Below are 23,345 nucleotides of genomic sequence, written 5' to 3'. Positions count from 1 at the left end.
GGCCGGGCGCCCGGCGGGACGGCCGGGCTGCCGGTCGGCCGTCCCCGCCACCTCGCGGTGGGCGAGGTCGGCCAGGGCGACGATGCGCTCCGCCACCGGGCGCAGCCGCAGGCCGCTCTCGGTGAGTGCGATCCGCCGGCCGCGCCGATCGAACAGCACGGCGCCGAGCGAGGCCTCAAGGTGCTGGATCTGCGCGGTCACGCTGGACTGCGCGTAGTTCAACTTCTTGGCGGCCCGGGTGAAGCTCATCTCGCTCGACACCTCGAGGAACGAACGCAGATGCTGAAGTTCCATCAGGACTCCTTCGGAGCGGGCCGGCGGGCACGGCGGTGCACGGACGTACCCGACGGTCCGTCAGGACGTGGGGCCGCCGGGCAGGGCGGCCGGGCGGAACACGAGGTCCGCCTGGGCGATCGGACGGCCCGCCTGGGCCGCCGTGGCGCGTACGGTTCGGGCGCCGGGCTCGCTGCCCGTGACCCGGGCGTCGAGGAGGATCGGCGTGCCGAACTCGCCGTACGCGTGGAACTCGACCCGCAGGCCGGTGAGCACCTCGGCGAGGGCGCCGCCGGCCGGGCCGTCCGCGAGCAGGCCGCTCTGGCGCAGGGCCTCCAGCAGCAGCACCGCCTGGACGTGGTCGGATCCGTGGTCGAAGAAGGTGGGGTGGCCCTGGTCCACCCGCAGCCGCCAGCGGGCGTCGTCGCCCGGCTGCGCGGCCAGCAGCACCACGTCGTCGGGGCGCCGCCGGCCCACCTGGGCGGGGGTGGCCGCGACCGGGCCGCCGTCCCCGGCCGGGAGCTCCGGGGCGGCCGGGCGGGCGGCCCGCAGCCGCCGGTAGAGCGCCGGGTCGAGGATCTCGCCGCCGATGGTCACCCGGGCACAGGGGCGGCCGGCGCCGGCGTGGACGACGGTGTGCGTCCGGAACGGCATCCGCCGGCCGGCCCGGCGGTCGGCGGGCATGTCGACGACCAGGTCGAGGGTGACCTCCTGCGGCGCCCCGAAGGAGGCGCGGGCGGCCTGGCCGTCCGTCATCTCGAAGTCGAAACTCTTGGCAACGAAAGGGAGTTCGAGCGGAACTCCGTAGTACTCGTGGAACGTGAACATGGTGGCCTGGCGGACCGTCTCGATGATGACCATGCTGTCCGCGGTACCGCCCGGTCCGGGCTGGAAGACCGCGTGGTCGCGGGGCCACTGGGCGGCCAGCAGGTAGCTGTCCGCAGCGGCTCTGGCCGAATCGGTGAGGAACACCTCGGAGACGGCGGCCTTGTGGACCAGTTTGCGCGACACCGTTCGATGGAAGTCGAGATCTGCGGCGCTCCGCTGCCGCGGCAGCAGTCCGGCCGTCGGATGGGTCAGCTGATCTGGTGCAAAGGTGTCCATCGCGAGCCTTCCCCCACGGGGCTGTGAACGACAGGGCACTGGCCAGGGTCCGACGCTGGGACCGAAATAAAATATACCTCCGGGAAGGTATGTTGCCAAGCTTTGACCCTCCCCAAGTCCCTTTCACCACAAGGGAAAAGCGGGGGCATCGGCTCCGCGCAGAACTGCGCGGAGCCGATGCCCCCGCCGTGATCGTGGTGCGCGGAGCGGTCAGCCCGGCGGCAGGATCAGGTCCAGCAGCTCCTCGACCCGGGCGACCACGTCGGCGCGGTCGTGCAGGATCCACGACACGTGCTGGACGCCGAAGAACGACGCCACGATCGTCCGCGCCAGCGAGTCCGCCGAGACGTCCGCCGGGAGCTCGCCCGCCTCCTTGGCCCGTTCGAGCAGCAGGGTGTAGACGGCGATGTAGTCGATGAAGGGCAGCGGCAGGTCCGCGTCGATCACCAAGCGCTCGGTCTGCAGCCGGACGGCCGCCTGTGCCACCGCGTCGTCGCGGAGCCGGCGCGCCGTCTCCATGGTCAGCCGGCGGACGGTCTCCAGCGGCTTGAGGTCCGGATCGGCCAGCGCCGAGGTGGTCTTCGGCGCGGCCGCGTAGAAGTTGCCGACCAGTTCGGCTGCGAGCGCCTCCTTGTTGGGGAAGTGGAAGTACACGGCGCCCTTGGTGGCACCGGCCTCCTCGGCGATCTCCTGCATGGTGACGACTTTGAAGCCCTTGCGGGCGAAGAGTGCGGCGGCGGCCTCCAGGACCGTCGCCCGGGTGCGCAGTGCCCGCGCCTGTTTCAGGGCCGGAGCACTCCGACCTGCTGCCGTTCCCCGGCTCCTGCTGGTGCCGCTGACCGGATTCCCGCTGGCCGCCATGGCTCAACCTCCAGGGGTGCCGGCACGGTTGTGCCGGAGTTTCGCGCGAATCATAACGTCACGAAGGTATGTTCCAAATATTCTGCGGTACGACGGCAGCCGGCCACGTACCCGCGCCCCGGAACGCCCGCATCCGCACCCGAGGCTGCGGCCGCCTTCCGCGACCGGTTCCGGTCGGCCACGCTGTCCTCGTCGACGACGACGTCCCCGCCCGCTGCGCCCCTAACCGAACGGCGCCCGGGTGCCCCGGCCCCCGGCCGGTGGCCGGCGTCGTCCCGGCACGTGACGCCAGTCCACGACAGGGGGAGACAACGATGAGCATTCTGGACGATCCCTGCACCACGGCCCGGCCCGCCGGGCTGCCCGGGTCACTCACGTCGGCAGCGGACGCGCTCCGCCCGACCGCCCTCGGCCAGGCCGCCGAGGCCGACCGGCAGCGCGGCATCGACGCCGCGCTCGCCGACCGGCTGGCCGGCTCCGGCTTCGCCCGCCACTTCGTCCCGCGGCGCTGGGGAGGCGCCGAAGGCACGTTCGCCGAACTGGTCGCGGCGACCGTCTCGTTGGCGGAGGGCTGCACCTCGACCGCCTGGTGCGCAGCCCTGCAGGCGGCGCACGGACGGCTGGCCGCCTTCCTGCCCGAGGCCGGACAGCAGGAGATCTGGGGATCCTCCCCGGACGTCCCGATCGCGGCCGCACTCGTGCCGCCGACCGGCCGGCTGGAGCGGACCGCCGACGGCGGGGCACTGGTCACCGGCCGCTGGCGGTGCGTCAGCGGAGTGCGGAACGCGGCGTGGGTGCTGCTCGCACTGCCCGACCCGGCGGCCCTGCCGGGCGACTTCCTGATCGTCGCCGTCCCCCGCGGGGCGGTGACGGTCCACGACACCTGGCACAGCAACGGGCTGCGCGCCACCGGCAGCCACGACGTCAGTGTGGCCGAACCGCTGGCCGTCCCGGCGCACCGCTGCCTGGCCTTCATGGACCTCGTCCGGGCCTCCGCGGCACCGGGCCGGGCCCGCTGCCACGGTGTCCCGCCGCGGCTGGTGGCCGGACTCGCCTTCGCCGCGCCCGCCGTGGGGGCGGCGCGCGGTGCGCTGAAGGCGTGGGCGGCACCGCTGGCGGACAGCCACGGGCCGGGCGGTCCGGCCGTCAGCCCGGCCCGCTGCGAGGTGCTGGCACGGGCCTCCGCCGAGATCGACATCGCGGCCTCGCTGCTGGCGGACGCCGCACTGCGGGCGGACGCCGGGGCGGCCGGCGACCGCGCGGTGGGCCGCAACCTGCGGGACACCGCACTGGCGGTGGAACTCACCGTCTCCGCGGTGGAGCGGCTGTTCCGCGCCGGCGGGGTGGCCGCCCAGTGGCAGGACTCGGCGCTCCAGCGGGCCTGGCGGGACGTCCACACGCTGGCCGCGCACGGGGCGCTCAGCTGGGACGCGGCGGCCGCCGAGTACACCCGGACGGGACTGGCCGCCCACGCCGGCTGAGGCACGGGTGCGGCCCGGGCGCCGGCGGGGTTTCGTGCCCCCGCCGGCCCCCGGGCCGCGGGCCCCGGTGCCCGGGCGCGACCGGCACCGGGGAGTCCGGCTCAGGCCGACATCTCCTTGGGCAGCAGCAGGTCGCGGGCGATCTGCGGCAGCATCTCGTCGAAGAGCTGCTGTCCGCGCAGCTCGCCGTCCAGGGTGTACGGGATGTCGTCGACCGGGATCACCAGCGCGGGCAGCGCCGGGACGAGCCGGGCGCAGGCGGCCCGGGCCGCCCGTTGGGTGGACTCCTCGCGTTCGGCGTCGGCCGGCACGAAGGCGACCAGCAGCACGTCGCCGTAGTCCGGGAGTTCACCGATCAGAAGGGCGGTCTGGCGGGCCGCGGGCAGCTCGGTGAGCGCCCGTTCCAGGGAGAGCAGCCGGGTGCCGAGGTCGGCCTCGTCCAGCTCGTCGTCGGAGGTGTGCGGCGGAACCGGCGTGGTCATGCGGGGATCTCCGTAGCTGACTGCTTGTCCAGGTGGATGTAGAGGTTGACCAGCGGCATGATCTCGGTGAGCAGCTCGCCGGTGCGGATGGTGCCGGTGGGGCTGTACGGGATGGCGTCGACCGCGATCACGTGCGCCGAGATCCACGGCACCCGGCGGGCGCAGACCGCGCTGACCGCGCGGTAGGCGGACGCCTCCAGGTCCCGGGCCACCGGGACGAAGGGCACCGCGAGGACGGGGCCGTGGTCCGGCACGGTGACCCGCAGCACGGCCAGGTCGCGGACGGCCGGCTGGTCGAGCAGTTCGGTCTCCAGCCCGAAGAAGGCCGAGTCGCGGTCGCCGTCGGCCCGGGCCCGTACGGCGCCGCTGGTGCGGCCGGTGAGTTCCAGCCGGCCCTCGTAGTCGATGACGCCGTCGTCTCCGGTGAGCAGGAACGGGCGCGGGCCCTGGCCGTCGCTCAGGTCGACCAGCACGGAGGGCGCGGGGGCGTCCCCGTAGGCGTCCATGAGCTGGTAGCTCGCGACGGCGACCCGGCCGCGCACGCCGGGCGGCAGCGGGCGGTGCTCGGCGTCCAGCACGGCGATCCCGATGCCCGGCATGGCGCGGCCGGAGCGGCAGGGCGAGAGCGCCAGCTCGTCCGGGCCGAGCAGGGTGACCAGCCCGGTCTCGGTGGAGCCGTAGTAGTGGTGCAGGACGGGACCGAAGCGGTCCCAGGCCTCGTTGACGATCCACCGGTTGAGGTGCTGGCCGCCGGTGAGCAGGAAGCGCAGCCGGGAGGTCCGCCGCAGCTCGGCGGAGGCCGGGTGGGCGAGCAGCCGGGAGAGCACCGGCGGCACCATCAGGGTGGTCGTGACGCCCTCGTCGGTGATCAGCCGGCACATCTCGGCGAGGTCGTGGTACGGGCCGAGCACCACGGTGCCGCCCAGGGCGAAGAACACCCGCGCCCAGCCCGGGCCGGAGGCGTGGTACATCGGGACGGTGACCAGGTAGGTGTCGTCCTCGTCGAAGGCGAACTCGTCGACCAGCTCGGCGAGCCGGCGGGCCTCGAAGGAGCGGCGGCGGATCACCAGCCGGGGGCTCCCTGCGGCGTCGTAGCTGACCGCGAAGTGCTCGTAGGGTTGGGAGATCGGCGCGGTCACGGCGGTCTGCGCGGCGGCCAGCGTCGAGTAGTGGACCGGCTCGCCGGCCTGCGGGTCCGGGACGATCGGCTCGGGCGCGGCCAACTCCTCGCCCACGCCGTGCAGGTGGACCTGCAGCACGCCCTCGCGGTCGGCCCAGCCCGACGCGATGAGCAGCGGTCGGTGCAGCTTGCTGCTGACCACGACGGTCGGGCGCAGCTGTTCCAGGGCCTCCGCGGTCGCCTCCGGGGTGGCCTCGAAGTCGAGGCCGGTGATCGACACGCCCAGCGTCTCGAAGGCGGCCATGGTGACGACCAGCTCCCAGCCGTTGCAGCAGAGGAAGGCGGCGCGGGCCGGCCGTCCCCCGGGCAGCACCGCGGCGAGGCCGCCGGCCACCTTGGCTATCTCGTCGGCCAGTTCGCTCCAGGTGATCCGGCGTCCGCCGTCCACCAGCGCGACGTGGTCCGGGCGTTCAGCGGCGTGCCGCAGGGCGTCTTGCAGCTTGATCATCTCGAACTCCGTTCCAGTGGGCTGGAGTTGGCCCTTCTGGTTCATCCATCGGTTGGGGCGCCGGAACACCTGCCCGGCGGTCTCGCTGGGGAAGGTCGGGCTCTTCTTCGCTGCACGCGGTCGCCGCCGAATGCGCGGGCACGCGTCGGGACACCCACCCGATAGAAACAAACCTTCCCGAAGGTATCAATAGCAATCGGCAGATCCGATGCCCGGCCCGCCGGCGCCCCCTCCGCACCCCTTCCTACCCCGCCGCCACCGCCACCACCTGCACATATGCCCGACGTGCGCGGATCCACGACGCCCGGTGCGCGGACCGGCAACACCCCCGTCCGGCCGGTCGGTAGCTTCGGCCGGGCACCGTCCCACCACGCCCCGCAAGCCCGTCCCACCGTGGAAGGAACAGCCCCATGAAGCGCCGTTTCGTCGCCCTCGCCGCCGCCCTCGCCATCACCGCCGGTGGCGCCACCCTCGTCGCCGGCCAGGCCTCCGCCGACGACGGCACCGCTGCCGCGGCGGCCTCCACCAGCTACACCGCGCTGCCCCCGTTCGCCGGCAAGACCTACCTGATCACGGTCGACAACGGGAACGTCTACAAGAACACCTACTCCGCGGACGGCACCTCGCTGCACTCCGAGACCGTCCAGGGTGCCGGCGTCGGCGAGACCTTCGACGCCACCCTGGCCACCGCCCAGGTCGGCTGGGGCCTCTACTTCACCAGCTGGGTCGAGCCCAACGGCGTCACCGTCAGCCACGTGCTGAACTTCAACAACAACACCGTGAAGGTGTACTTCACCTTCGCCACGGCCACCGGCACCCGCCTCGGCCAGCTGCACAGCGCCACCCTGACCCGCGTGGCCTGACCCCTTCCGGCCCGCGCCTGCGCGACGCGCCCGACACCCCCTTCCGGCGCCGCGCCCCGGCCGTGCCCGGGTACCGCACCTCCCTGCGGTACCCGGGCACGCCGCCCGGCAGTGGTTGACTGGAGCCCATGAGCATTCACGAGAACCTGCTCGGCGGCCCGCCGCCGACCCACCTCCCGGCCGAACCCGGCCCGCTGGAGGCGCTGGCTCAGGGCGCCTCGCCCGCCGAGGTCGCGGCGAAGTTCCCGACCTCCTCGCTCGCGTGGGCGCAGCTCGCCGACGACGCCTACGCCGCCGGCCGCGTGGTCGAGTCCTACGCCTACGCCCGCACCGGCTACCACCGCGGCCTCGACGCCCTGCGCCGCAGCGGCTGGAAGGGCCACGGCCCGGTGCCGTGGGAGCACGAGCCGAACCGGGGCTTCCTGCGCGCCCTGCACGCCCTGGGTCGGGCCGCCGCCGCCATCGAGGAGAAGGACGAGGCCGAGCGCTGCGCCCAGTTCCTCCGCGACAGCTCGCCGACCGCCGCCGACATGCTGGGCTGACGCCCGCCGCGACACCCGCGGGCGGCCACCACGGCCGCCCGCGGACCACCTCGCCAGGCCCTCTGCCCCCTCACTCGGCCACCCTCACTCGGCCACCATCACACGGCCCCGCCGCTCGGCCCGCCCGCCGACCCGGGCAGACTGTGCGCCGGCATCGGACGGCACGGGAGCGGCAGCGAGGGCGGCCACGGCATGGCGGAGCACCGGCTCGGAGCACGGCACCTCGCACGGGCCGGCGCGGCGGCCCTCACCGTGCTCGGCGTCGGCCTGTGCGCCGACCGCTCGGGCGGTCCGCTGCTGCTCGTCCGGCTCTGCAACCATCCGGTGGTGCTGGGCACTGCCGCGATCGTGCTGTTCACCGCCGCGCTGGTGCGGCGGGCGCGCTCCCCGTTGGTCCGGGCCGAGACCGCCCTGGTGGGTGTTGTGCTGGCCACCGTCCTGCCGGCCGCGCAGTTCCTCGGATTCTTCTGGGACGGCGAGGTGACCGTCCGGCAGGCCGCGCCCGGACGCCCCGACCGCGTGCTCGTGGTCGAGGAGGCTCCCGATCTGATCGACACGCTGACCCGCGTCCACGTCGACGACGCCGGCGGGCTCGTCGAGCGGCGGTGGCACCTCGGCGAGTTCACGGACGACGATCCGTCGGCCGGACTGGCCGCCGTGGAGTGGGACGGCCCGGACCGACTGCGCGTCACCATCGGCGGCCGGGTGCACCTGGTGGACCTCGACCCCGACAGCGGACGGCCCGCCCGCTCCTTCCACCTGCGCTGACGCCGCTGCGACGGGTCGCAGCGGGTCCGCAACCGCCACCGGCCGCGGCGCGTCTCCTGTCGTGCCGTCCGAGCGAGCCGGCCCGCGCCGAGCGGACGGTACATACTGCGTATGTGGACATCCGGGCCGCTTGCGTGCGAGGGTGGATCGACGGTACCGATCGCCGGCACCATGACGGACCGTCACGTCCCGTCCCCGACCAGAGAGCCCCACGTGCGAGCAGCCTCCGCCACCAGGAACGCACCCGCGCCCGGACGCCGCCGCGCCCGACAGCAGCGGCGGCGCAGGGCACGGCGGCGCACCGCCTTCGGCATAGGCCTGCTCTGTTCACTGACCGTGCTGGGCGGCACCGCCTTCATGGTCCTCGGCGACGGCCAGGACGCGGGGACCGGCGGCCCCACCACGCAGGCCCGGCCGATCCCGCCGCTGGCCAGCAGCGCCGCGCCCACCCCGCAGAAGACCGAGACGCCGACACAGAGCCCCCCGCCGGCGCCGAAACCGAGCCCCACCGTCGTCACCGAGAAGGGCAAGGGCACCTTCACCATCGCCACCTCCCAGGGCGGCGCGGTCGGCAAGGGCCTGATCCGGCGCTACCGGGTCGAGGTGGAGGACGGCATCGGCATCGACCCGCAGGCCGCCGCCCAGCAGGTCCAGGCGATCCTCAGCGACAAGCGCAGCTGGACGACCGACGGCAAGAACGGCTTCAAGCTCGTCTCCGACGGCGTGTACGACTTCACCGTGAAGGTCGCCTCGCCCACCACCGTCGACCAGATCTGCGGCTCGGCCGGCCTGGACACCAAGGGCGAGGTCAACTGCGACGTCGGCAAGCAGGTGGTCGTCAACTCCAAGCGCTGGCTGACCGGTTCGCCTCAATTCAGCGGCTCGCTGGACGACTACCGGGCGCTCATCGTCAACCACGAGGTCGGGCACCGGATCGGCCACGGCCATGAGGGCTGCCCGGGCAAGGGCAAACCCGCCCCCGCCATGATGCAGCAGATCTACGGCCTCAACGGCTGCGTCGCCAATGCCTGGCCGTACACCGCGGACGGCACCTACATCAGCGGCCCGGCCGTTCCGTAGCACCCGGCCGTTCCTGAGCATCCGGCCGTTCCTGAGCATCCGGGTGCGGCGCCACGGCACGGACCGGCGCCCGCGGCGCGGTGCCGCGGACGCCGCGACGGGCCGTCAGTAGCGGATCGCCGCCACGCCCTCGCCGGTACCGGCCACCAGCAGGTCGCCGGTCAGCGCCAGCGCCCAGACCTGCGAGCCCAGCCGGAGGTCGAGCGGGGCGTCCGCCCCCGGCCTGCGGAGCCGGACGAGGCCGTCCGCCCAGGCCGCGGCGGTCACCGGCCCGGCCGGGGTGTCGGCCGCCGCCACGGCCGTGACCTGGCTGCCCCGGCGGTCGACCGGCTCGGCCGCCGGCTCCTGCGCGGCCGCGTCCCAGCGCCGGACCGTCCCGTCGAAGCCGCCGCTGACCAGCAGCGCGGCGGTGCCGGCCAGCGCGGTCACCGGACCGTCGTGGAGCTTCTCGGTGGCCGTGCCGCCCTCGGGGAGGCAGCGGTGGACCGACCCGGTGTCGTCCGCCACCGCCGGCAGGCCCTGCGCGCCGGTGGTGGTGAGCGCACTCAACTCGCCGCGGACGGCCGCCTTCAGGGCCTGCAGGGCCTGCTCGGCGACGGCCGCGCCCGCCGGCTGCCCGGCTGCCTGTCCCGCGGGCTCCGGCAGGACGGCTGCGGTGCCCTCCGCGTCCAGCAGCAGCACGGTGCCGTCCGGGGCCGACGCCAGCCCGCGCAGCGGCCGGGCCTCGGGCAGGACGACCCTGGCCAGCGGCCGCCCGGACGGGGCGTCCACCGTGCGCACCACGCCGCCCGGGTCCGCCAGCAGCAACTGCCCGGCGTAACCACCGGTGCCGACCGCAAGGCCGGCGACCGGGCCGGGCCAGCCCTTCGAGGAGCCCGGCCACATCGCCCACTCGGCCCGCCAGGGGGCGGGCACCTCGGCGAGCCGATCGGCGGCGGTGTCGTCCATGCCGATCAGGCGGGTGCGCAGCACCGCGGCGCGGACGGCCGGGTCGTCCTCACCGACCAGGGCCGGGCCGGCCGCCGTCCAGCCGTCCGGGACGGGCCCGTTCACGAAGTCCATGGCCGCGGTGACCGCCACCGGCTCGGCGCGGGTGAGGAGTTGGGCGTCGGCGAGCAGCCCGGACGCGGAGCCGTCCTTGGCGGCGGCCGTCCACAGGTCGCCGAGCAGTGCGGCGTCGGCGGCGCCGATGTCGGGCCGGCCGTCGGGGCGGCGCGGCACCCGGGCGATCAGCTCGGCCGCGGTCTCGGCGGGCCGGCCGGCGCTGCCGTCGGCCGCACCGGGGCTGGGGTAGGCGGCCGGGTCGCCACCGACCGAGGCCGCCCAGGCGGCGAACCGGGCGGGGTCGGTCCACTCCGGCCGGTCGAGGTCGAGGACGGCGGGCTCCGGGACGACCGTGCCGAAGGCAGCGGCCGCCGCACCGCCGTCGGGCGCCTCGACGACCAGCCTGACTAGCTCGGACTCGGCGAGCGGCCGCAGCAGCCCGGCGACCAGGTGCGAGGGGTGCACCGCACGGCCGAGGTCCGGGACGCAGACCACCACCGGCCGGCCCTCGTCGGCGAGGGCGGTGAGCAGTTCCTCGGTGCTGTGCGCCAGGTGCCCGAGGCGGCGGCCGAGCAGCCACAGCGCACTGTCGACGGTGAGCCGCTCGCCGGTGAGCACCGCGTGCACCCGCTGCCGCTCGGGCACCTGCTCGCCGGCGCAGGCCTCGCCGAACCAGGTCAGCAGGTGGGTCTTGCCCGCCCCGGGCGAACCGCCGACCCGGCACAGCCGCGGCGCGCGGGGGTCGGCCAGCCAGCCCAGCAGCGCCCGTCCGGCCGGCTTGCGGCCCGCCCTCAGCGGCGGTATCCGACGCGCGCCGTCACTCATGCCTGGTCCCCTCGTAGCCCGGTGAACGACCCACGAGCTTACTGAGCACGGACACCCCGACGGTCCGTCACCCCACTGCGGCGCCGCCCGGCGGCACCGGCAGGGCGTCAGCCCAGGACGGGCAGCCAGCTGCGCAGGTCGCTGCGTTCGCCGCCGGCGTGCACCTCGGCGGCCTCGACCGCGTCCGGCCAGGTGCGGCGGCCGGTCGCCAGCCGGATCCAGGTGAGCGGGTCGGTCTCGACGACGTTCGGCGGGGTGCCGCGGGTGTGCCGGGGTCCCTCGACGGCCTGTACGACCGCGTACGGCGGGATCCGCACCTCGACGGCGCCGCCCGGCACCTGGTCGGCGAAGGCATCGGCGAGCAGCCGGGTCGCGGCGGCCACCGCCTGCCGGTCGTGCGGGAAGGCGGCGCCGAGGGCGTCCGCGAGGTCGTCGGCGTGCACCACGGTCTCCACCAGCCGGGTGACCAGGAAGTCGGCGAGCGGCATCGGCCCGAAGCGCATCCCGATCAGCCGCCCGGCCTCCGCCCCGGCCGGGCCGGCCAGCACGGCGTGGAGCTCGTCGCAGCGCCGGTCGAACTCTGCGGCCACCTCGGCGGGCGTGCCCGCGAACGGGCCGGCCGCGAGTTCCTCGGCGATGTCGTTGATGGTGGCGGCCGCCGTGCGGGTCCTCCGCGCCCAGTCCAGCGGGGTGATCGCGGGGGCGTCCGGCAGCGGGTCGTCCAGGTGGGCCGGCACCCAGCTGATCACCATGCCCAGGTGGGAGACCAACTCCCGGACCCGCCAGTCGCCGAGGCGGGTCGGCAGGTCCAGCTGAGCGGCGGTCAGTCCGCGGACGGCGCCGCGCAGCGCCTCGGTCTGCCCGGTGAGCGCGGCGCGCACCTTCGCCGGGTCGTACGTGCGGGTCTTCGTCGGCATACCCGGCAGCGTACGCCGAGGGGCGGCCGGCTCCGCAGAGCCGGCCGCCCCTCGGGACGTACCCACGCGTCAGGCGAGCAGGGCCTCGATGACGCCGGTGTGGGCGTCCTTCAGCTCCGCCAGCGTGACGGTGAACTGGCCCTGGACCTCCAGGGCGTCGCCGTCGACGACACCGATCCGGGCGACCGGCAGGCCGCGGGCGCCGCACATGTCGTTGAACCGGACCTCCTCGCTGCGCGGTACGGAGACCACCGCGCGGCCGGCCGACTCGGAGAACAGGAACACGAACGGGTCCAGGCCCTCCGGGACGACCACGCGGGCGCCGTTGCCGCCCTTGAGGCAGCTCTCCACCAGGGCCTGGCCGAGGCCGCCGTCGGAGAGGTCGTGCGCGGCGTCGATCATGCCGTCGCGGGAGGCCGCGATGAGGATCTCGCCGAGCAGCCGCTCGCGCTCCAGGTCGACCTTGGGCGGCAGGCCGCCGAGGTGGTCGTGCGCGACCTGGGCCCAGGCGGAGCCGCCGAGCTCGTCCTCGGTGTCGCCGAGCAGGTACAGCAGCTGCCCCTGCTCGCCGAAGCCGACCGGGGTGCGGCGGGTGACGTCGTCGATGACGCCGAGCACCGCGACGACGGGGGTCGGGTGGATGGCGACGTCGCCGGTCTGGTTGTACAGCGAGACGTTGCCGCCGGTGACCGGGGTGCCGAGCACCTGGCAGGCGTCGGCGAGGCCGCGGGTCGCCTCGGCGAACTGCCACATCACGTCCGGGTCCTCGGGGGAGCCGAAGTTGAGGCAGTCGGAGACGGCGAGCGGCTTGGCGCCGCCGGCCGCGACGTTGCGGTAGGCCTCGGCCAGGGCCAGCTGGGCGCCGGTGTACGGGTCCAGCTTGGCGTAGCGGCCGTTGCCGTCGGTGGCGACCGAGACGCCGAGGTTGGTCTCCTCGTCGATCCGGATCATGCCGGAGTCCTCGCCCACCGAGAGCACGGTGTTGCCGAGCACGTAGCGGTCGTACTGGTCGGTGATCCACGCCTTGGAGGCGTGGTTCGGCGAGCCGGCGACCTTGAGCAGGGCGTCCTTGAGCTCGGCGCCGTTCGCCGGGCGGGCGAGCCGCTCGGCGGTGGGGGCGTCGGCCTGCAGCGCGTCCTGCCAGCCCGGGCGGGCGAAGGGGCGGTGGTAGGTCGGGCCCTCATGGGCGACGGTGCGCGGGGGCACGTCCACGACCTGCTCGCCGTGCCAGAAGATCTCCAGGCGCTCGCCGTCGGTCACCTCACCGATGACCGTGGCGATGACGTCCCACTTCTCGCAGATCTCGAGGAAGCGCTCGACCTTGGCCGGCTCGACGATGGCGCACATGCGCTCCTGCGACTCGCTCATGAGGATCTCCTCCGGCGAGAGCGTGTTGTCGCGCAGTGGCACGGTGTCGAGGTCGATCCGCATGCCGCCGGTGCCGGCCGAGGCCAGCTCCGAGGTGGCGCAGGAGAGGCCGGCGCCGCCGAGGTCCTGGATGCCCGCGACCAGGTCCTCCTTGAAGATCTCCAGGGTGCACTCGATGAGGAGCTTCTCCTGGAAAGGGTCACCGACCTGGACGGCGGGGCGCTTGGCCGGGCCGGTCGCGTCGAAGGTCTCCGAGGCGAGCACCGAGACGCCGCCGATGCCGTCGCCACCGGTGCGGGCGCCGTAGAGGATGACCTTGTTGCCCGGGCCGGAGGCCTTGGCGAGGTGGATGTCCTCGTGCTTCATCACGCCGACGCAGAGCGCGTTGACCAGCGGGTTGCCCTGGTAGCAGGAGTCGAAGACGACCTCGCCGCCGATGTTGGGCAGGCCCAGGCAGTTGCCGTAGCCGCCGATGCCCGCGACGATGCCGGGCAGCACCCGGCGGGTGTCCGGGTGGTCGGCCGCACCGAAGCGCAGCGGGTCCATCACCGCGACCGGGCGGGCGCCCATCGCGAGGATGTCGCGGACGATGCCGCCGATGCCGGTGGCCGCGCCCTGGTAGGGCTCGATGTACGACGGGTGGTTGTGCGACTCGACCTTGAAGGTGACCGCGTAGCCCTGGCCGACGTCGACGACGCCGGCGTTCTCGCCGATACCGACGAGCATGGCGTCGTTCTCCGGGGCCTTCTCGCCGAACTGCTTGAGGTGGACCTTGGAGCTCTTGTACGAACAGTGCTCCGACCACATGACGGAGTACATCGCGAGTTCGGCGCCGGTCGGACGGCGGCCGAGGATCTCCCGGATGCGCGCGTACTCGTCCTCCTTGAGGCCGAGCTCGGCCCAGGGCTGGGCGGCGTCCGGGGTCTGCTCGGCGTTCTTGACGGTGTCGAGGCTCATCAGGCGTTCACCAGCTGCTTCAGGACGGAAGTGAAGAAGCCCAGGCCCTCGGTGGTCGGGCCGGTGAGCGGCTCCACGGCGTGCTCCGGGTGCGGCATCAGGCCGACGACGTTGCCCGCCGCGTTGGTGATGCCGGCGATGTCGCGGTACGAACCGTTCGGATTGACGTCGAGGTAACGGGCCACGACCCGGCCCTCCGCCTCGAGTTCGTCCAGGACGTGCTCGTCGGCGACGAAGCGGCCCTCGCCGTTCTTCAGCGGTACGACGATTTCCTGGCCGCTCGCGTAATCGGACGTCCACGCTGTGTCGGCGTTCTCGATGCGCAGCTTCTGGTCGCGGCAGACGAAGTGCAGCGAGTCGTTGCGGGTGAGCGCGCCGGGCAGCAGGTGCGATTCGCACAGCACCTGGAAGCCGTTGCAGATACCGAGGACGGGCATTCCCTGGCGGGCCTGCTCGATGATGGTGTCCATGACGGGCGAGAAGCGGGAGATGGCCCCGCAGCGCAGATAGTCGCCGTACGAGAATCCGCCCGGCAGCACCACGGCGTCGACCTGGTGCAGGTCCTTGTCCCGGTGCCAGAGGGCCACCGGCTCCGCGCCGGCGAGGCGGACCGCGCGCTGGGCGTCGCGGTCGTCGAGCGAGCCGGGGAAAGTGACGACGCCGACGCGGGCGGTCACTTCGCCTCTCCCTCGACGCGGACGGTGAAGTCCTCGATCACGGTGTTGGCGAGAAACGTCTCGGCGGCCTCGCGGATGCGGGCGAGCGCGGCGTCGTCCACCGGCCCTTCCAGCTCCAGTTCGAAACGCTTGCCCTGGCGGACGTCGGCGATCCCGGCGAAGCCGAGACGCGGCAGTGCGCGCTGCACCGCCTGTCCCTGGGGGTCGAGGATCTCCGGCTTGAGCATGACGTCGACTACGACGCGTGCCACTGGCACTCCCGGTGGTGATTGCGTGAAGGCGGGGGACCTTCAGACTACCTGGCATTTCGGGCCTCCCGGCGGGTCGGTCCCGGTGACGCGCGTAGACAAACGCCCCTTACGCCACAAGGGCTCCAGGCGTTCGTGCCGCCCCGGCGCGCCCCATTTCTCCGGATTCAATGCCACCGGGGCCGGCCGGGCCAAGAACGCCCGAATACCGGCACACCGGACATGTCGACCACGACTATCCCCGCCTATCCGGCATCCTCGTGAAGCCTCGTGAATATCCGGAAAAAAGGAATGCCAAGGCCTTCGATTTCCAGCCTCTTTGGGTGCAGAATAGGGCGACCGGTGGCAGCGATCGGCTGCCTTTTGGCACGGCATGCCCGCATGCCGCCATGCGCGCGCCACCGGCGGACGGGCCACCGGACACCAGCATCCGGCGGCCGAATTGCCCGAGAGGATTGACACCCATGGCTCAGCGTGTAGTCGTCACGCTCTCCGACGACCTGGACGGCGGCACCGCCGCGGAAACCGTCCACTTCGGTGTCGACGGGAAGTCGTACGAGATCGACCTCTCCGTGGAGAACGCGGAGAAGCTGCGGGAGGCCCTCGCCCCGTTCGTCGCGGCCGGCCGCCGGCAGAGCCGCACCGGCAAGTCCTTCCGCCGCACCGCCCTGACGCCCGACCCGCAGGCCGTCCGCGCCTGGGCGCAGTCGCACGGCATGGACCTCCCGGCCCGCGGCCGCATCCCCAAGGCCGTCTACGAGCAGTTCGCCGAGGCCAACTGAACGTGCCGCCGCCCCGCCCCGGTACCCCTCCGGGGAAAGGGTGGGGCGAGCACTCCGATCGATGGGGTAGAGTATTTCTCGTCGCCGCAACCGGAGGCCGAAAGGCAGCCGGGTGAGGCAACCGGTGCCCAGGCACCGCGCGGACGTGGCTCAGTTGGTAGAGCATCACCTTGCCAAGGTGAGGGTCGCGAGTTCGAATCTCGTCGTCCGCTCGCAGTGTTCGAGCAACACAGCAGTAGCAGTACAGCAGGACAACTCAACAGCATGCGGACGTGGCTCAGTTGGTAGAGCATCACCTTGCCAAGGTGAGGGTCGCGAGTTCGAATCTCGTCGTCCGCTCCGAGCACGAAGGGCTCCCTCGCAGAGGGGGCCCTTCGTCGTGTTCCCACCCCCACCCGGGTGCCCGCGGCAGCGCCGATGACATTTGTCACCGCCCACCCGTGCAAGCGCACCGGCAGCCGGTGACGGCGCGCACTGACCGTGCACGCCGGGCGCCGGGAGGCTGGAGGCATGAAGGACACCAGCCACTCCGGGCCGGCCGTCGAGGCCGTGGACCTGCACCGCCGTTACGGCCCGACCGGCCCGGGCGGCTTCGACGCCGTCCGCGGCCTCGATCTCACCGTCCGCCGCGGCGAGCTCTTCGCCCTGCTCGGCACCAACGGCGCGGGCAAGACCTCCACCATGGAGCTCCTCGAAGGACTGGCCGCCCCCACCGGCGGACAGGTCCGGGTGCTCGGCCTCGACCCGCACCGCGAGCGCGCCGCCGTCCGGCCGCGGATCGGCATCATGCTCCAGGAGGGCGGATTCCCCGGCGACCTCACCGTTGCCGAGACCTGCCGCGGCTGGGCCGGACTGACCAGCGGCGCCCGGCCGGTCGGCGAGGCGCTCGGCCTGGTCGGCCTCGGCGACCGCGCCGGAGTGCGGGTCAAGCAGCTCTCCGGCGGCGAGCGCCGCCGCCTGGACCTCGCCGTCGCCCTGCTCGGCCGCCCCCAGGTGCTCTTCCTCGACGAGCCCAGCACCGGCCTCGACCCCGAGGCCCGCGCCGCCGTCTGGCGGCTGGTCCGCGCGCTGCGCGAGGACGGCACCACCGTGCTGCTCACCACCCACTACCTGGAGGAGGCCGAGGAGCTCGCCGACCGGCTCGCGATCATGCACGCCGGCCGGATCGCCGCCACCGGCACCGTCTCCGAGGTCATCGCCGGCCGCCCGGCCCGGATCGTCTTCGAGCTCCCGGAACGCTGCGGCCCGTACGAGGCGATCGGCCTGCCCGCCCTGCCCGCCGCGGAGATCGCCGCGGAGGGCCGCAGGATCACCGTCCGCACCCCGCAGCTCCAGGCCGACCTCACCGAGCTGCTCGGCTGGGCCGCCCACCACGGCGTCGCGCTCGGCGGCCTTGAGGCCCGCAGCGCCACCCTCGAGGAGGCCTTCCTCGCCATTGCCGCCGAAGCGGCCGCCACCCCCGAGACGATCGGCAGCCCCCGATGACCACGCCCGCCGCCACCACAGCCACCTCCGCCCCCAGTGCCCCGGCCACGACCACCACCGCCGGCCGCCTGCTCGCCCTCGGCCGCACCGAGGCCACCCTGCTGCTCCGCAACCGCACCGCGCTGTTCATGGCCGTCGCCATGCCGGTGGTCATGATGGTGAGCCTCAAGGGCATCCTCGACCAGCAGGCCGAGACCACCCCGAACCTCGACCTGCACGCCAACCTGGTCAACGGCGTCGCCGGACTGATCCTGCTCTTCGTCGTCTACTACAACCTCACCACCGCCTACGTCGCCCGCCGCGGCGAACTGGTGCTCAAGCGGCTGCGCACCGGCGAGGCCCGCGACCTGGAGATCCTGGCCGGCACGGCGCTCCCCTCGGTCGTCCTCGGCCTGCTGGAGTGCGGTCTGGTCGGTGCGGTCGGCGCCGCCAAGCTGGACCTGCCCGGTCCGGTCAACCCGCTGCTGATGGCCGCCGGCGTGCTGCTCGGCACCGGTCTGCTGATCGCGCTCGCCGCCGCCACCAGCTCCTTCACCAAGTCCGTGGAGACCGCCGGCATCACTACCCTGCCGCTGCTGCTGCTCGCCCAGCTCGGCTCCGGCCTGCTCCTCCCGCTGGAGACCATGCCGGACGGCCTCGCCACCGCCTGCCGCCTGCTGCCCACCACCCCGGCCTTCCAGCTGATCCGCCTCGGATGGTTCGGCACCGACGGCTCCGGGGCACCCACCGACTTCCTCGGCAGCTGGCTCGAGGCCCTGCCGCACCTCGGCCTCGGCCTGATCTGGCTCGCCGCCGCCGTCTGGGCCGCCCGCCGCTGGTTCCACTGGGAGCCGCGCCGCTGACCCGGCCGCCCGCCGGAACACCGCGGTGTCCGCCGTACCCGCCGCACCGGCGGAGTCCGGCGGCCACCGCCGATGGGAGGATCTGACGACCGTGCATCCGTCGAGAGGGGACGACGTGGACCTGCTGAGGCCGTCGCGGCGCTGGCGGGCGCTGGGCAAGCCCAAGCTCACCGAGCTCTTCATCCGCTGGTCCCTCTACCTGACCGGCCTGCTGCAGCCACTGCTCCTGCTCGGCGCGATCACGGGCAAGCACGGGGCGGAACTGCCCGTCATCGTCCGACTCTCCGCCGTCGCCGCCTCACTGACCGCCACGGCGCTGTTCATCGTCTGCTGCCGCGCCGGGCTCGCGCACTACCTCGGCCGCCGCCCCCGGCCCACCGGCTGGCTGGTCGCCTTCACCGCCGGCACGCTGCTCTGCTACTGGGCCGTGCTCGGCACCACCCACCCGACCGCCGAGGATCCCGTCCCCACCGGCGTCGCGACCGCCACCTGGCTGCTGGTCTTCTGGTTCGCCCCGGTGGCCGTCTCCGTGCCGGTGAAGGCCACCGCACCGATCGGGCTGCTCGGGCTGGCGCTCTCCGTGCCCGCCGCAGCCGTGGCCGGCATCCCGACCGCCACGGCGATCGGCCTGGCCGTCGGCTCCGGGATCGTCATGGTCTTCATCGGCGCGACCTGGCGGGGCACCGCGTGGATCGCCGCCGTGGTGTGGGAGCTCGACGCCGCCCGCGAGGCGCAGGCCCGGCTCGCCGTCGCCGAGGAACGGCTCCGTTTCTCCCGCGACCTGCACGACGTGCTCGGCCGCAACCTCACCACCATCGCGCTGAAGAGCGAGCTCGCCGTCCAGCTCGCCCGCCGCGGCCGCACCGAGGCGGCCGACCAGATGGTCGAGGTCCAGCGGATCGCCCAGGAGTCGCAGCGCGAGGTCCGCGAGGTCGTCCGCGGCTACCGGACGGCCGACCTGGCCGCCGAGGTCGCCGGCGCCCGGTCCGTGCTGCGCGCCGCGGGCGTCGACTGCGACATCGATCTCGGCCCGGACTCCGCCGCACTGCCGCTCACGGCCCAGTCCGTCCTCGGCTGGGTCGTCCGCGAGGCGACCACCAACGTGCTGCGGCACAGCGAGGCCGGGCACTGCACGGTCACCCTGCGCCTCGACGGCGGGCACGCCCGGCTGACGGTCGAGAACGACGGCGTCACTGGCCCGGCGGCCGACCGCGACCACCCCGGCACCGGCCTGCTCGGCCTGCGCGAACGGCTCGCCGCCCACGGCGGCGGGCTCGCCACACCGCCCGCCGACCCGGGCCGATTCCGGCTCACCGCATCGCTCCCGCTCGACCTCCCGGCCCTGGAGGTGGCCGCCCCGTGACCGATCCCGTCCGCGTCCTGCTCGCCGACGACGAGCACCTCATCCGCGGGGCACTGGCCACCCTGCTCGGGCTGGAGGACGACCTGCAGGTCGTCGCCCAGGCCGCGTCCGGGCCGGAGGCCCTCGCCATGGCCCGCGCCCACCGGCCCGACGTCGCGGTCCTCGACCTGCAGATGCCGGGGCTCGACGGGCTTGAGGTCGCCGCCGAGCTGCGGCACGTCCTGCCGGGCTGCCGGACGATGATCGTCACCGGGCACGGCAGGCCCGGCTACCTCAAGCGGGCCCTGGAGGTCGGGGTCCGCGGCTTCCTGCCGAAGACCGTCTCCGCCTCCGACCTCGCCGGCATCATCCGCACGGTCGTCGCGGGCGGCCGTTACGTCGACCCGGAGCTCGCGGCCGACGCGATCAGCGCCGGCGACAGTCCGCTCACCCCACGCGAGACGGACGTCCTGGAGCTGGCCGCGCACGGCACCTCGATCGCCGAGATCGCGGAACGGGCCGCCCTCTCCCCCGGCACCGTCCGCAACTACCTGTCCTCCGCCGCCGGCAAACTCGGCGCCGAGAACCGCCACGCAGCGGTCCGCATAGCCCGCGAACACGGCTGGATCTAGACGGAACGGGTGCAGTCGAGACAGGGGCGCGTGGGGGCACCTCCCGGCCGAAGGTCGGGGGGAGGACGGCGCAGTCCGGATGGGCCCACGGACGAACCGGGGTCACCCCTGTTCCGTCACGGTGCCCACCCCCGGACTGCGCAGTTCCCCGCACCGCTCGGTGGCTGCCCTTGGGTCGCTCTGTCAGGCCCAGGAGGTGCCGGTGAGGCGCTCGTAGGCCTCGATGTACTTGGCACGGGTCCGCTCGACGATCTCGGCGGGCAGCGCCGGCGGCGGCTCCTCGCCGGTGCGGTCCCAGCCGGACTCCGGGGAGGCCAGCCAGTTGCGGATGATCTGCTTGTCGAAGGACGGCTGGACCGTGCCCGGCTGCCATGCGTCGGCGGGCCAGAACCGGGAGGAGTCCGGCGTCAGCACCTCGTCGCCGATGATCAGCTCGCCGTCCAGCAGGCCGAACTCGAACTTGGTGTCGGCGAGGATGATCCCCCGCTCCCGGGCGATGTCCCGGGCCCGGGAGTACACGGCCAGGGTGGTCTGCCGCAGGGTGGCGGCGAGCTCGGCCCCGAGCCGGCGGGCGGTCTCCTCGTAGGGGACGTTCTCGTCGTGCTCGCCGACCTCGGCCTTGAGGGCCGGGGTGTAGATCGGGGCGGGCAGCTCGGAGCCGTCCTCCAGGCCCTCCGGGAGGGCGATGCCGCAGACGGTGCGGGAGTCCCGGTACTCGACGAGGCCGGAGCCGGTCAGGTAGCCGCGGGCGACGCACTCGACCGGCACCATCTCCAGGCTGCGGCAGATCAGCGTGCGGCCCTTCCAGTCGGCGGGGGCGCCGGCCGGCAGCTCGGTGGAGACCACGTGGTTGGGCACCAGGTCGGCGATCCGCTCGAACCACCACAGCGAGAGCTGGGTGAGGATGCGGCCCTTGTCCGGGATCTCGTTGGGCAGCACCCAGTCGAAGGCGGAGGTCCGGTCGCTGGCCACCATCACCAGGTCGCCGTCGGCGGCGCGGTACAGGTCGCGCACCTTGCCGGTGTGCAGGTGGACCAGGCCGGGTACCTGGACGGGCTCGGGCTTGGTGACAAATCCGCTCAAGGTCGTCTCGTCCTCAGGGAAGGGGGCTGACGGCCCGAGTCTTTCACGTCGGCCGGCCGGCCTCCTTGCAGAGGTGGTCGAGCAGGTTGGCGGTGGCCCGCTGGACGCGCTCGTCGGTGTGCCCCGGGCGGTCCAGCGCCGGCGACCAGGCGAAGGTGCCGGCCGCGAAGACGTACGCGCCGCTGGGCGCCCGGTAGAGGGAGGTCTGCTGGTGCCGCAGCCGGCCGGCACCGTCGCGGTACGGGGAGTGGGCGAGCAGGGTCCGCTCGGTGTGGGCGGGCAGCGGGGCCCGCGGGTGGTAGTGGTCGGCCTCGCCGGCGACCAGTCCGGGCAGCGGGTCGCCGTCCTGGAGGCCGGTGCCCGCCCACAGCCAGTGGCCGGTGTTGCGGGCGATCATCGGGGCGGGCGAGGGGACCCGCCCGGCGTACTGCACACCGAGCAGGGCCTGTTCGGGCTCGCCCGCCTCGCGCCAGAGCGCGCCCGCGGTGCCGGGCAGCCCGGCGGCCGGGCTGCCGGCGGGGACCTTCTGCCGCTTGCGGCAGTTGAGCAGCCGGTGCGGCTCGCCGGAGGGCCCCGGCGAGAGGTCGACCCGCCAGTACATGGTGTTGGCGGAGAGGAAGACCAGCGAGGTGCCGGTGTCCCGGGCGAACTCGACCGTCCTCCGCATCGGCTCGGACCAGTACTCGTCGTGCCCGGGGAAGACCATCGCCCGGTGCCGCCCCGGGTCGACCAGTCCTGCGTGCAGGTCGGTGGCGGTGGCATAGGCCAGGTCGTAGCCGTACCGCTCGGCCCAGCGGATGAAGTCGTAGGCGTGCCCGACGTGCAGCGGCAGCCCGGCGCCGGCGTGCGGGCGGTCGAAGGAGACGGTGACGGCAGCCTCCGACTCGCCGACCAGCCGCCCCTGGCCGTCCCAGGCGTGGTAGAGGCTGGCCCCGGTGTGCCCGTCCTCGGGGAAGAGGTTGTAGGCCTGCCAGGTCACGTCGGGCAGGACGAGCAGCAGCTCCGCCGGGTGCTCCGGGTCCGCGTCGCGGACGGTGAACGGGACGTGGCTGCGGTGCCGGTCGTCCGCAGTGGTCAGGACCGCGACGTACGCGCCGGAGCGCCAGTGCGTGGGAACGTGCAGCCGCCAGGACTGCCACCAGTGGTGACAGGAGACCGTCCGGCCGACGACCAGCGGCGCGGCCTGGGCGAGTCCGGAGATCAGCGGACTGGAGGTGACCTGGCGGGCGCCGTCGCCGCCGTAGTGGCCGATCCGGTAGACGTCCACGGTGAACTCGCGGGGCGGGTTCACCGTCACTCGGAAGTCCACCGAGCCGCCGGGCCGGACCACGCCGGCCGAGGCGAATCCCTTGATCTGCTGGTCGACGTCGTCGGCGTTGGCCGGGCTGTTGACCACCGGGGCGGGCCGGGGCGCGTCGAGCGGCTGCTGGCCCGGTGCGTCCACGCTGACGTACCACGGGACCCCGCCGTCGGCGAGGTACTGGTCGGGGCTGCGCAGCCACGGCAGCGGCCCCTGGCCGAAGGGGTCGGACACGCCGTGCGCCAGCGTGCCGGACTCCCAGCGGCGGTTGAGTTCCGTCCCCACGCGCCCCTCCCACGGTCGCCGGCGTCAGGCTCGGCCCGCCCGTCCGCGACCGGCATGTGCCACACGGATGTGCGTGCGGTCCAGCACACCACAGGTTGCTGGCACTGCGTCACCCCACCGTAGCAACTGGTAGGCAAGACGCCCGATTCCGCACGATTCGTCATCAACTGCGCACGGGGCGCGCGAGCCGAACGCCCGCCGTCTCCAACCAGCCGCGCAGGGGTGCGTCCTTGCCGAGTTCAACGGCCTGGCCGACCACGGCCACCAGGTCGGCCCGGCGTACGCCGCGCATCAGCAGCACCGGCCCGTCCAGCCAGTCGAGGCCGGCGACGGCGGCGCCGGCATCCACCACCGCGCAGCTGACCATCGCGGTGAGGTGGTCGGCGAGCAGGTCGCGGGCATTGCGGCCGGGCGCGGTGTGGCCGCAGCGGGCGGCCAGGGCGGCGGCCAGCGCATCGCCGCCCCCGCCGGCGATC

The 23,345-nt window shown here is 74.0% G+C and carries 22 protein-coding genes, 2 tRNA genes and 1 pseudogene; 12 read left to right on the top strand and 13 right to left on the bottom strand.

Annotated elements, in window-relative coordinates; genetic code table 11:
• The 3 genes from KSNIM_RS19445 to KSNIM_RS19435 form a co-directional block, all read right to left on the bottom strand.
• Window positions 1-294: LysR family transcriptional regulator (locus KSNIM_RS19445; RefSeq protein WP_263104473.1), on the bottom strand; the 294-nt coding region annotated here is incomplete at its 3' end.
• 60 nt (window positions 295-354) lie between these two features.
• A complete protein-coding gene (locus tag KSNIM_RS19440; protein WP_263104472.1) occupies window positions 355-1,377 on the bottom strand; it encodes a ScbA/BarX family gamma-butyrolactone biosynthesis protein in 1,023 nt (340 codons plus the stop codon).
• A gap of 210 nt (window positions 1,378-1,587) precedes the next feature.
• The gene (locus tag KSNIM_RS19435; RefSeq protein WP_263104471.1) at window positions 1,588-2,238 is read right to left on the bottom strand and encodes a ScbR family autoregulator-binding transcription factor; all 651 of its coding nucleotides are present in this window, start codon (window positions 2,236-2,238) and stop codon (window positions 1,588-1,590) included.
• Between the two features lie 314 nt (window positions 2,239-2,552).
• Between KSNIM_RS19435 and KSNIM_RS19430 the strand changes: the two genes are divergently transcribed.
• Window positions 2,553-3,719, top strand: a complete 1,167-nt coding sequence (locus tag KSNIM_RS19430) for an acyl-CoA dehydrogenase family protein (RefSeq protein WP_263104470.1) — start codon at window positions 2,553-2,555, stop codon at window positions 3,717-3,719.
• A 101-nt stretch (window positions 3,720-3,820) separates the two neighbouring features.
• Here KSNIM_RS19430 and KSNIM_RS19425 read toward each other — a convergent pair whose 3' ends face one another.
• On the bottom strand, window positions 3,821-4,201 hold the full coding sequence (locus KSNIM_RS19425) for a hypothetical protein (protein WP_263104469.1): 381 nt from the start codon (window positions 4,199-4,201) through the stop codon (window positions 3,821-3,823).
• Complete coding sequence (locus KSNIM_RS19420) at window positions 4,198-5,829, bottom strand: class I adenylate-forming enzyme family protein (protein WP_263104468.1); 1,632 nt, start codon at window positions 5,827-5,829, stop codon at window positions 4,198-4,200. Before KSNIM_RS19420 ends, KSNIM_RS19425 begins: the two co-directional genes overlap by 4 nt.
• A gap of 410 nt (window positions 5,830-6,239) precedes the next feature.
• On the opposite strand from KSNIM_RS19420, the gene KSNIM_RS19415 reads away from it, so the two are divergent.
• The 4 genes from KSNIM_RS19415 to KSNIM_RS19400 all read left to right on the top strand — a co-directional run bounded on the left by KSNIM_RS19415 (window position 6,240) and on the right by KSNIM_RS19400 (window position 9,082).
• A complete protein-coding gene (locus KSNIM_RS19415) occupies window positions 6,240-6,692 on the top strand; it encodes a MoaF-related domain-containing protein (RefSeq protein WP_263104467.1) in 453 nt (150 codons plus the stop codon).
• A gap of 128 nt (window positions 6,693-6,820) precedes the next feature.
• Window positions 6,821-7,234, top strand: coding sequence for a DUF3151 domain-containing protein (locus KSNIM_RS19410; RefSeq protein ID WP_263104466.1), 414 nt, complete (start codon window positions 6,821-6,823; stop codon window positions 7,232-7,234).
• Window positions 7,235-7,426: 192 nt separating this feature from the next.
• Entirely contained in the window at window positions 7,427-8,002 is a 576-nt protein-coding gene (locus tag KSNIM_RS19405) for a hypothetical protein (RefSeq protein ID WP_263104465.1), read from the top strand.
• A 213-nt stretch (window positions 8,003-8,215) separates the two neighbouring features.
• The gene (locus tag KSNIM_RS19400; protein ID WP_263104464.1) at window positions 8,216-9,082 is read left to right on the top strand and encodes a DUF3152 domain-containing protein; all 867 of its coding nucleotides are present in this window, start codon (window positions 8,216-8,218) and stop codon (window positions 9,080-9,082) included.
• 105 nt (window positions 9,083-9,187) lie between these two features.
• Here the strand turns inward: KSNIM_RS19400 and KSNIM_RS19395 are convergent, their stop codons facing one another.
• The 5 genes from KSNIM_RS19395 to purS form a co-directional block, all read right to left on the bottom strand.
• The gene (locus KSNIM_RS19395; RefSeq protein ID WP_263104463.1) at window positions 9,188-10,951 is read right to left on the bottom strand and encodes a WD40 repeat domain-containing protein; all 1,764 of its coding nucleotides are present in this window, start codon (window positions 10,949-10,951) and stop codon (window positions 9,188-9,190) included.
• A 107-nt stretch (window positions 10,952-11,058) separates the two neighbouring features.
• On the bottom strand, window positions 11,059-11,877 hold the full coding sequence (locus KSNIM_RS19390; protein WP_411543873.1) for a sterol carrier family protein: 819 nt from the start codon (window positions 11,875-11,877) through the stop codon (window positions 11,059-11,061).
• 60 nt (window positions 11,878-11,937) lie between these two features.
• Window positions 11,938-14,193 carry a phosphoribosylformylglycinamidine synthase subunit PurL gene (gene purL / locus KSNIM_RS19385; protein WP_263104461.1) on the bottom strand — a complete coding sequence of 752 codons (2,256 nt, stop codon included), beginning with the start codon at window positions 14,191-14,193 and terminating at the stop codon, window positions 11,938-11,940.
• The gene (gene purQ / locus KSNIM_RS19380; RefSeq protein ID WP_263104460.1) at window positions 14,193-14,870 is read right to left on the bottom strand and encodes a phosphoribosylformylglycinamidine synthase subunit PurQ; all 678 of its coding nucleotides are present in this window, start codon (window positions 14,868-14,870) and stop codon (window positions 14,193-14,195) included. Before purQ ends, purL begins: the two co-directional genes overlap by 1 nt.
• Window positions 14,867-15,127, bottom strand: coding sequence for a phosphoribosylformylglycinamidine synthase subunit PurS (gene purS, locus KSNIM_RS19375; RefSeq protein WP_199922992.1), 261 nt, complete (start codon window positions 15,125-15,127; stop codon window positions 14,867-14,869). Before purS ends, purQ begins: the two co-directional genes overlap by 4 nt.
• A 455-nt stretch (window positions 15,128-15,582) precedes the next feature.
• Here purS and KSNIM_RS19370 point away from each other — a divergent pair, with 455 nt between their 5' ends.
• The 7 genes from KSNIM_RS19370 to KSNIM_RS19340 all read left to right on the top strand — a co-directional run bounded on the left by KSNIM_RS19370 (window position 15,583) and on the right by KSNIM_RS19340 (window position 20,201).
• Window positions 15,583-15,900 (top strand): histone-like nucleoid-structuring protein Lsr2, encoded by a 318-nt coding sequence (locus KSNIM_RS19370; RefSeq protein ID WP_030274670.1) that lies wholly within the window; start codon window positions 15,583-15,585, stop codon window positions 15,898-15,900.
• Window positions 15,901-16,039: 139 nt separating this feature from the next.
• Window positions 16,040-16,112, top strand: a tRNA-Gly gene (locus KSNIM_RS19365).
• 54 nt (window positions 16,113-16,166) lie between these two features.
• Window positions 16,167-16,239, top strand: a tRNA-Gly gene (locus KSNIM_RS19360).
• A gap of 171 nt (window positions 16,240-16,410) precedes the next feature.
• Window positions 16,411-17,385: an ABC transporter ATP-binding protein gene (locus KSNIM_RS19355; RefSeq protein ID WP_263104459.1), complete on the top strand. Its 975-nt coding sequence runs from the start codon at window positions 16,411-16,413 to the stop codon at window positions 17,383-17,385.
• The gene (locus KSNIM_RS19350) at window positions 17,382-18,227 is read left to right on the top strand and encodes an ABC transporter permease (RefSeq protein WP_263104458.1); all 846 of its coding nucleotides are present in this window, start codon (window positions 17,382-17,384) and stop codon (window positions 18,225-18,227) included. The genes KSNIM_RS19355 and KSNIM_RS19350 overlap by 4 nt, the downstream gene beginning before the upstream one ends.
• A 115-nt stretch (window positions 18,228-18,342) precedes the next feature.
• Window positions 18,343-19,590 carry a sensor histidine kinase gene (locus KSNIM_RS19345; RefSeq protein WP_263104457.1) on the top strand — a complete coding sequence of 416 codons (1,248 nt, stop codon included), beginning with the start codon at window positions 18,343-18,345 and terminating at the stop codon, window positions 19,588-19,590.
• Window positions 19,587-20,201: a response regulator transcription factor gene (locus KSNIM_RS19340; protein WP_263104456.1), complete on the top strand. Its 615-nt coding sequence runs from the start codon at window positions 19,587-19,589 to the stop codon at window positions 20,199-20,201. The genes KSNIM_RS19345 and KSNIM_RS19340 overlap by 4 nt, the downstream gene beginning before the upstream one ends.
• 183 nt (window positions 20,202-20,384) lie before the next feature.
• Here KSNIM_RS19340 and KSNIM_RS19335 read toward each other — a convergent pair whose 3' ends face one another.
• The 3 genes and pseudogenes from KSNIM_RS19335 to KSNIM_RS19325 form a co-directional block, all read right to left on the bottom strand.
• Window positions 20,385-21,284, bottom strand: a complete 900-nt coding sequence (locus KSNIM_RS19335) for a phosphoribosylaminoimidazolesuccinocarboxamide synthase (RefSeq protein WP_263104455.1) — start codon at window positions 21,282-21,284, stop codon at window positions 20,385-20,387.
• A gap of 43 nt (window positions 21,285-21,327) precedes the next feature.
• The gene (locus KSNIM_RS19330; RefSeq protein ID WP_263104454.1) at window positions 21,328-22,869 is read right to left on the bottom strand and encodes a N,N-dimethylformamidase beta subunit family domain-containing protein; all 1,542 of its coding nucleotides are present in this window, start codon (window positions 22,867-22,869) and stop codon (window positions 21,328-21,330) included.
• A 163-nt stretch (window positions 22,870-23,032) separates the two neighbouring features.
• Window positions 23,033-23,345 (bottom strand): annotated as a pseudogene (locus KSNIM_RS19325) (hypothetical protein); the annotation flags it as partial.

The organism is Kitasatospora sp. DSM 101779 (genome assembly GCF_025655475.1).
Taxonomy (GTDB): Bacteria; Actinomycetota; Actinomycetes; order Streptomycetales; family Streptomycetaceae; genus Kitasatospora.
Note: the sequence above shows the minus strand (reverse complement) of the source record. Positions and strands in the feature narration are given on the sequence as shown.

Coding starts and splice junctions, on each gene's coding strand:
- KSNIM_RS19440 (WP_263104472.1), bottom strand. CDS start 1,377: ATGGACACCTTTGCACCAGATCAGCTGACCCATCCGACGGCCGGACTG.
- KSNIM_RS19435 (WP_263104471.1), bottom strand. CDS start 2,238: ATGGCGGCCAGCGGGAATCCGGTCAGCGGCACCAGCAGGAGCCGGGGA.
- KSNIM_RS19430 (WP_263104470.1), top strand. CDS start 2,553: ATGAGCATTCTGGACGATCCCTGCACCACGGCCCGGCCCGCCGGGCTG.
- KSNIM_RS19425 (WP_263104469.1), bottom strand. CDS start 4,201: ATGACCACGCCGGTTCCGCCGCACACCTCCGACGACGAGCTGGACGAG.
- KSNIM_RS19420 (WP_263104468.1), bottom strand. CDS start 5,829: ATGATCAAGCTGCAAGACGCCCTGCGGCACGCCGCTGAACGCCCGGAC.
- KSNIM_RS19415 (WP_263104467.1), top strand. CDS start 6,240: ATGAAGCGCCGTTTCGTCGCCCTCGCCGCCGCCCTCGCCATCACCGCC.
- KSNIM_RS19410 (WP_263104466.1), top strand. CDS start 6,821: ATGAGCATTCACGAGAACCTGCTCGGCGGCCCGCCGCCGACCCACCTC.
- KSNIM_RS19405 (WP_263104465.1), top strand. CDS start 7,427: ATGGCGGAGCACCGGCTCGGAGCACGGCACCTCGCACGGGCCGGCGCG.
- KSNIM_RS19395 (WP_263104463.1), bottom strand. CDS start 10,951: ATGAGTGACGGCGCGCGTCGGATACCGCCGCTGAGGGCGGGCCGCAAG.
- purL (WP_263104461.1), bottom strand. CDS start 14,193: ATGAGCCTCGACACCGTCAAGAACGCCGAGCAGACCCCGGACGCCGCC.
- KSNIM_RS19370 (WP_030274670.1), top strand. CDS start 15,583: ATGGCTCAGCGTGTAGTCGTCACGCTCTCCGACGACCTGGACGGCGGC.
- KSNIM_RS19355 (WP_263104459.1), top strand. CDS start 16,411: ATGAAGGACACCAGCCACTCCGGGCCGGCCGTCGAGGCCGTGGACCTG.
- KSNIM_RS19350 (WP_263104458.1), top strand. CDS start 17,382: ATGACCACGCCCGCCGCCACCACAGCCACCTCCGCCCCCAGTGCCCCG.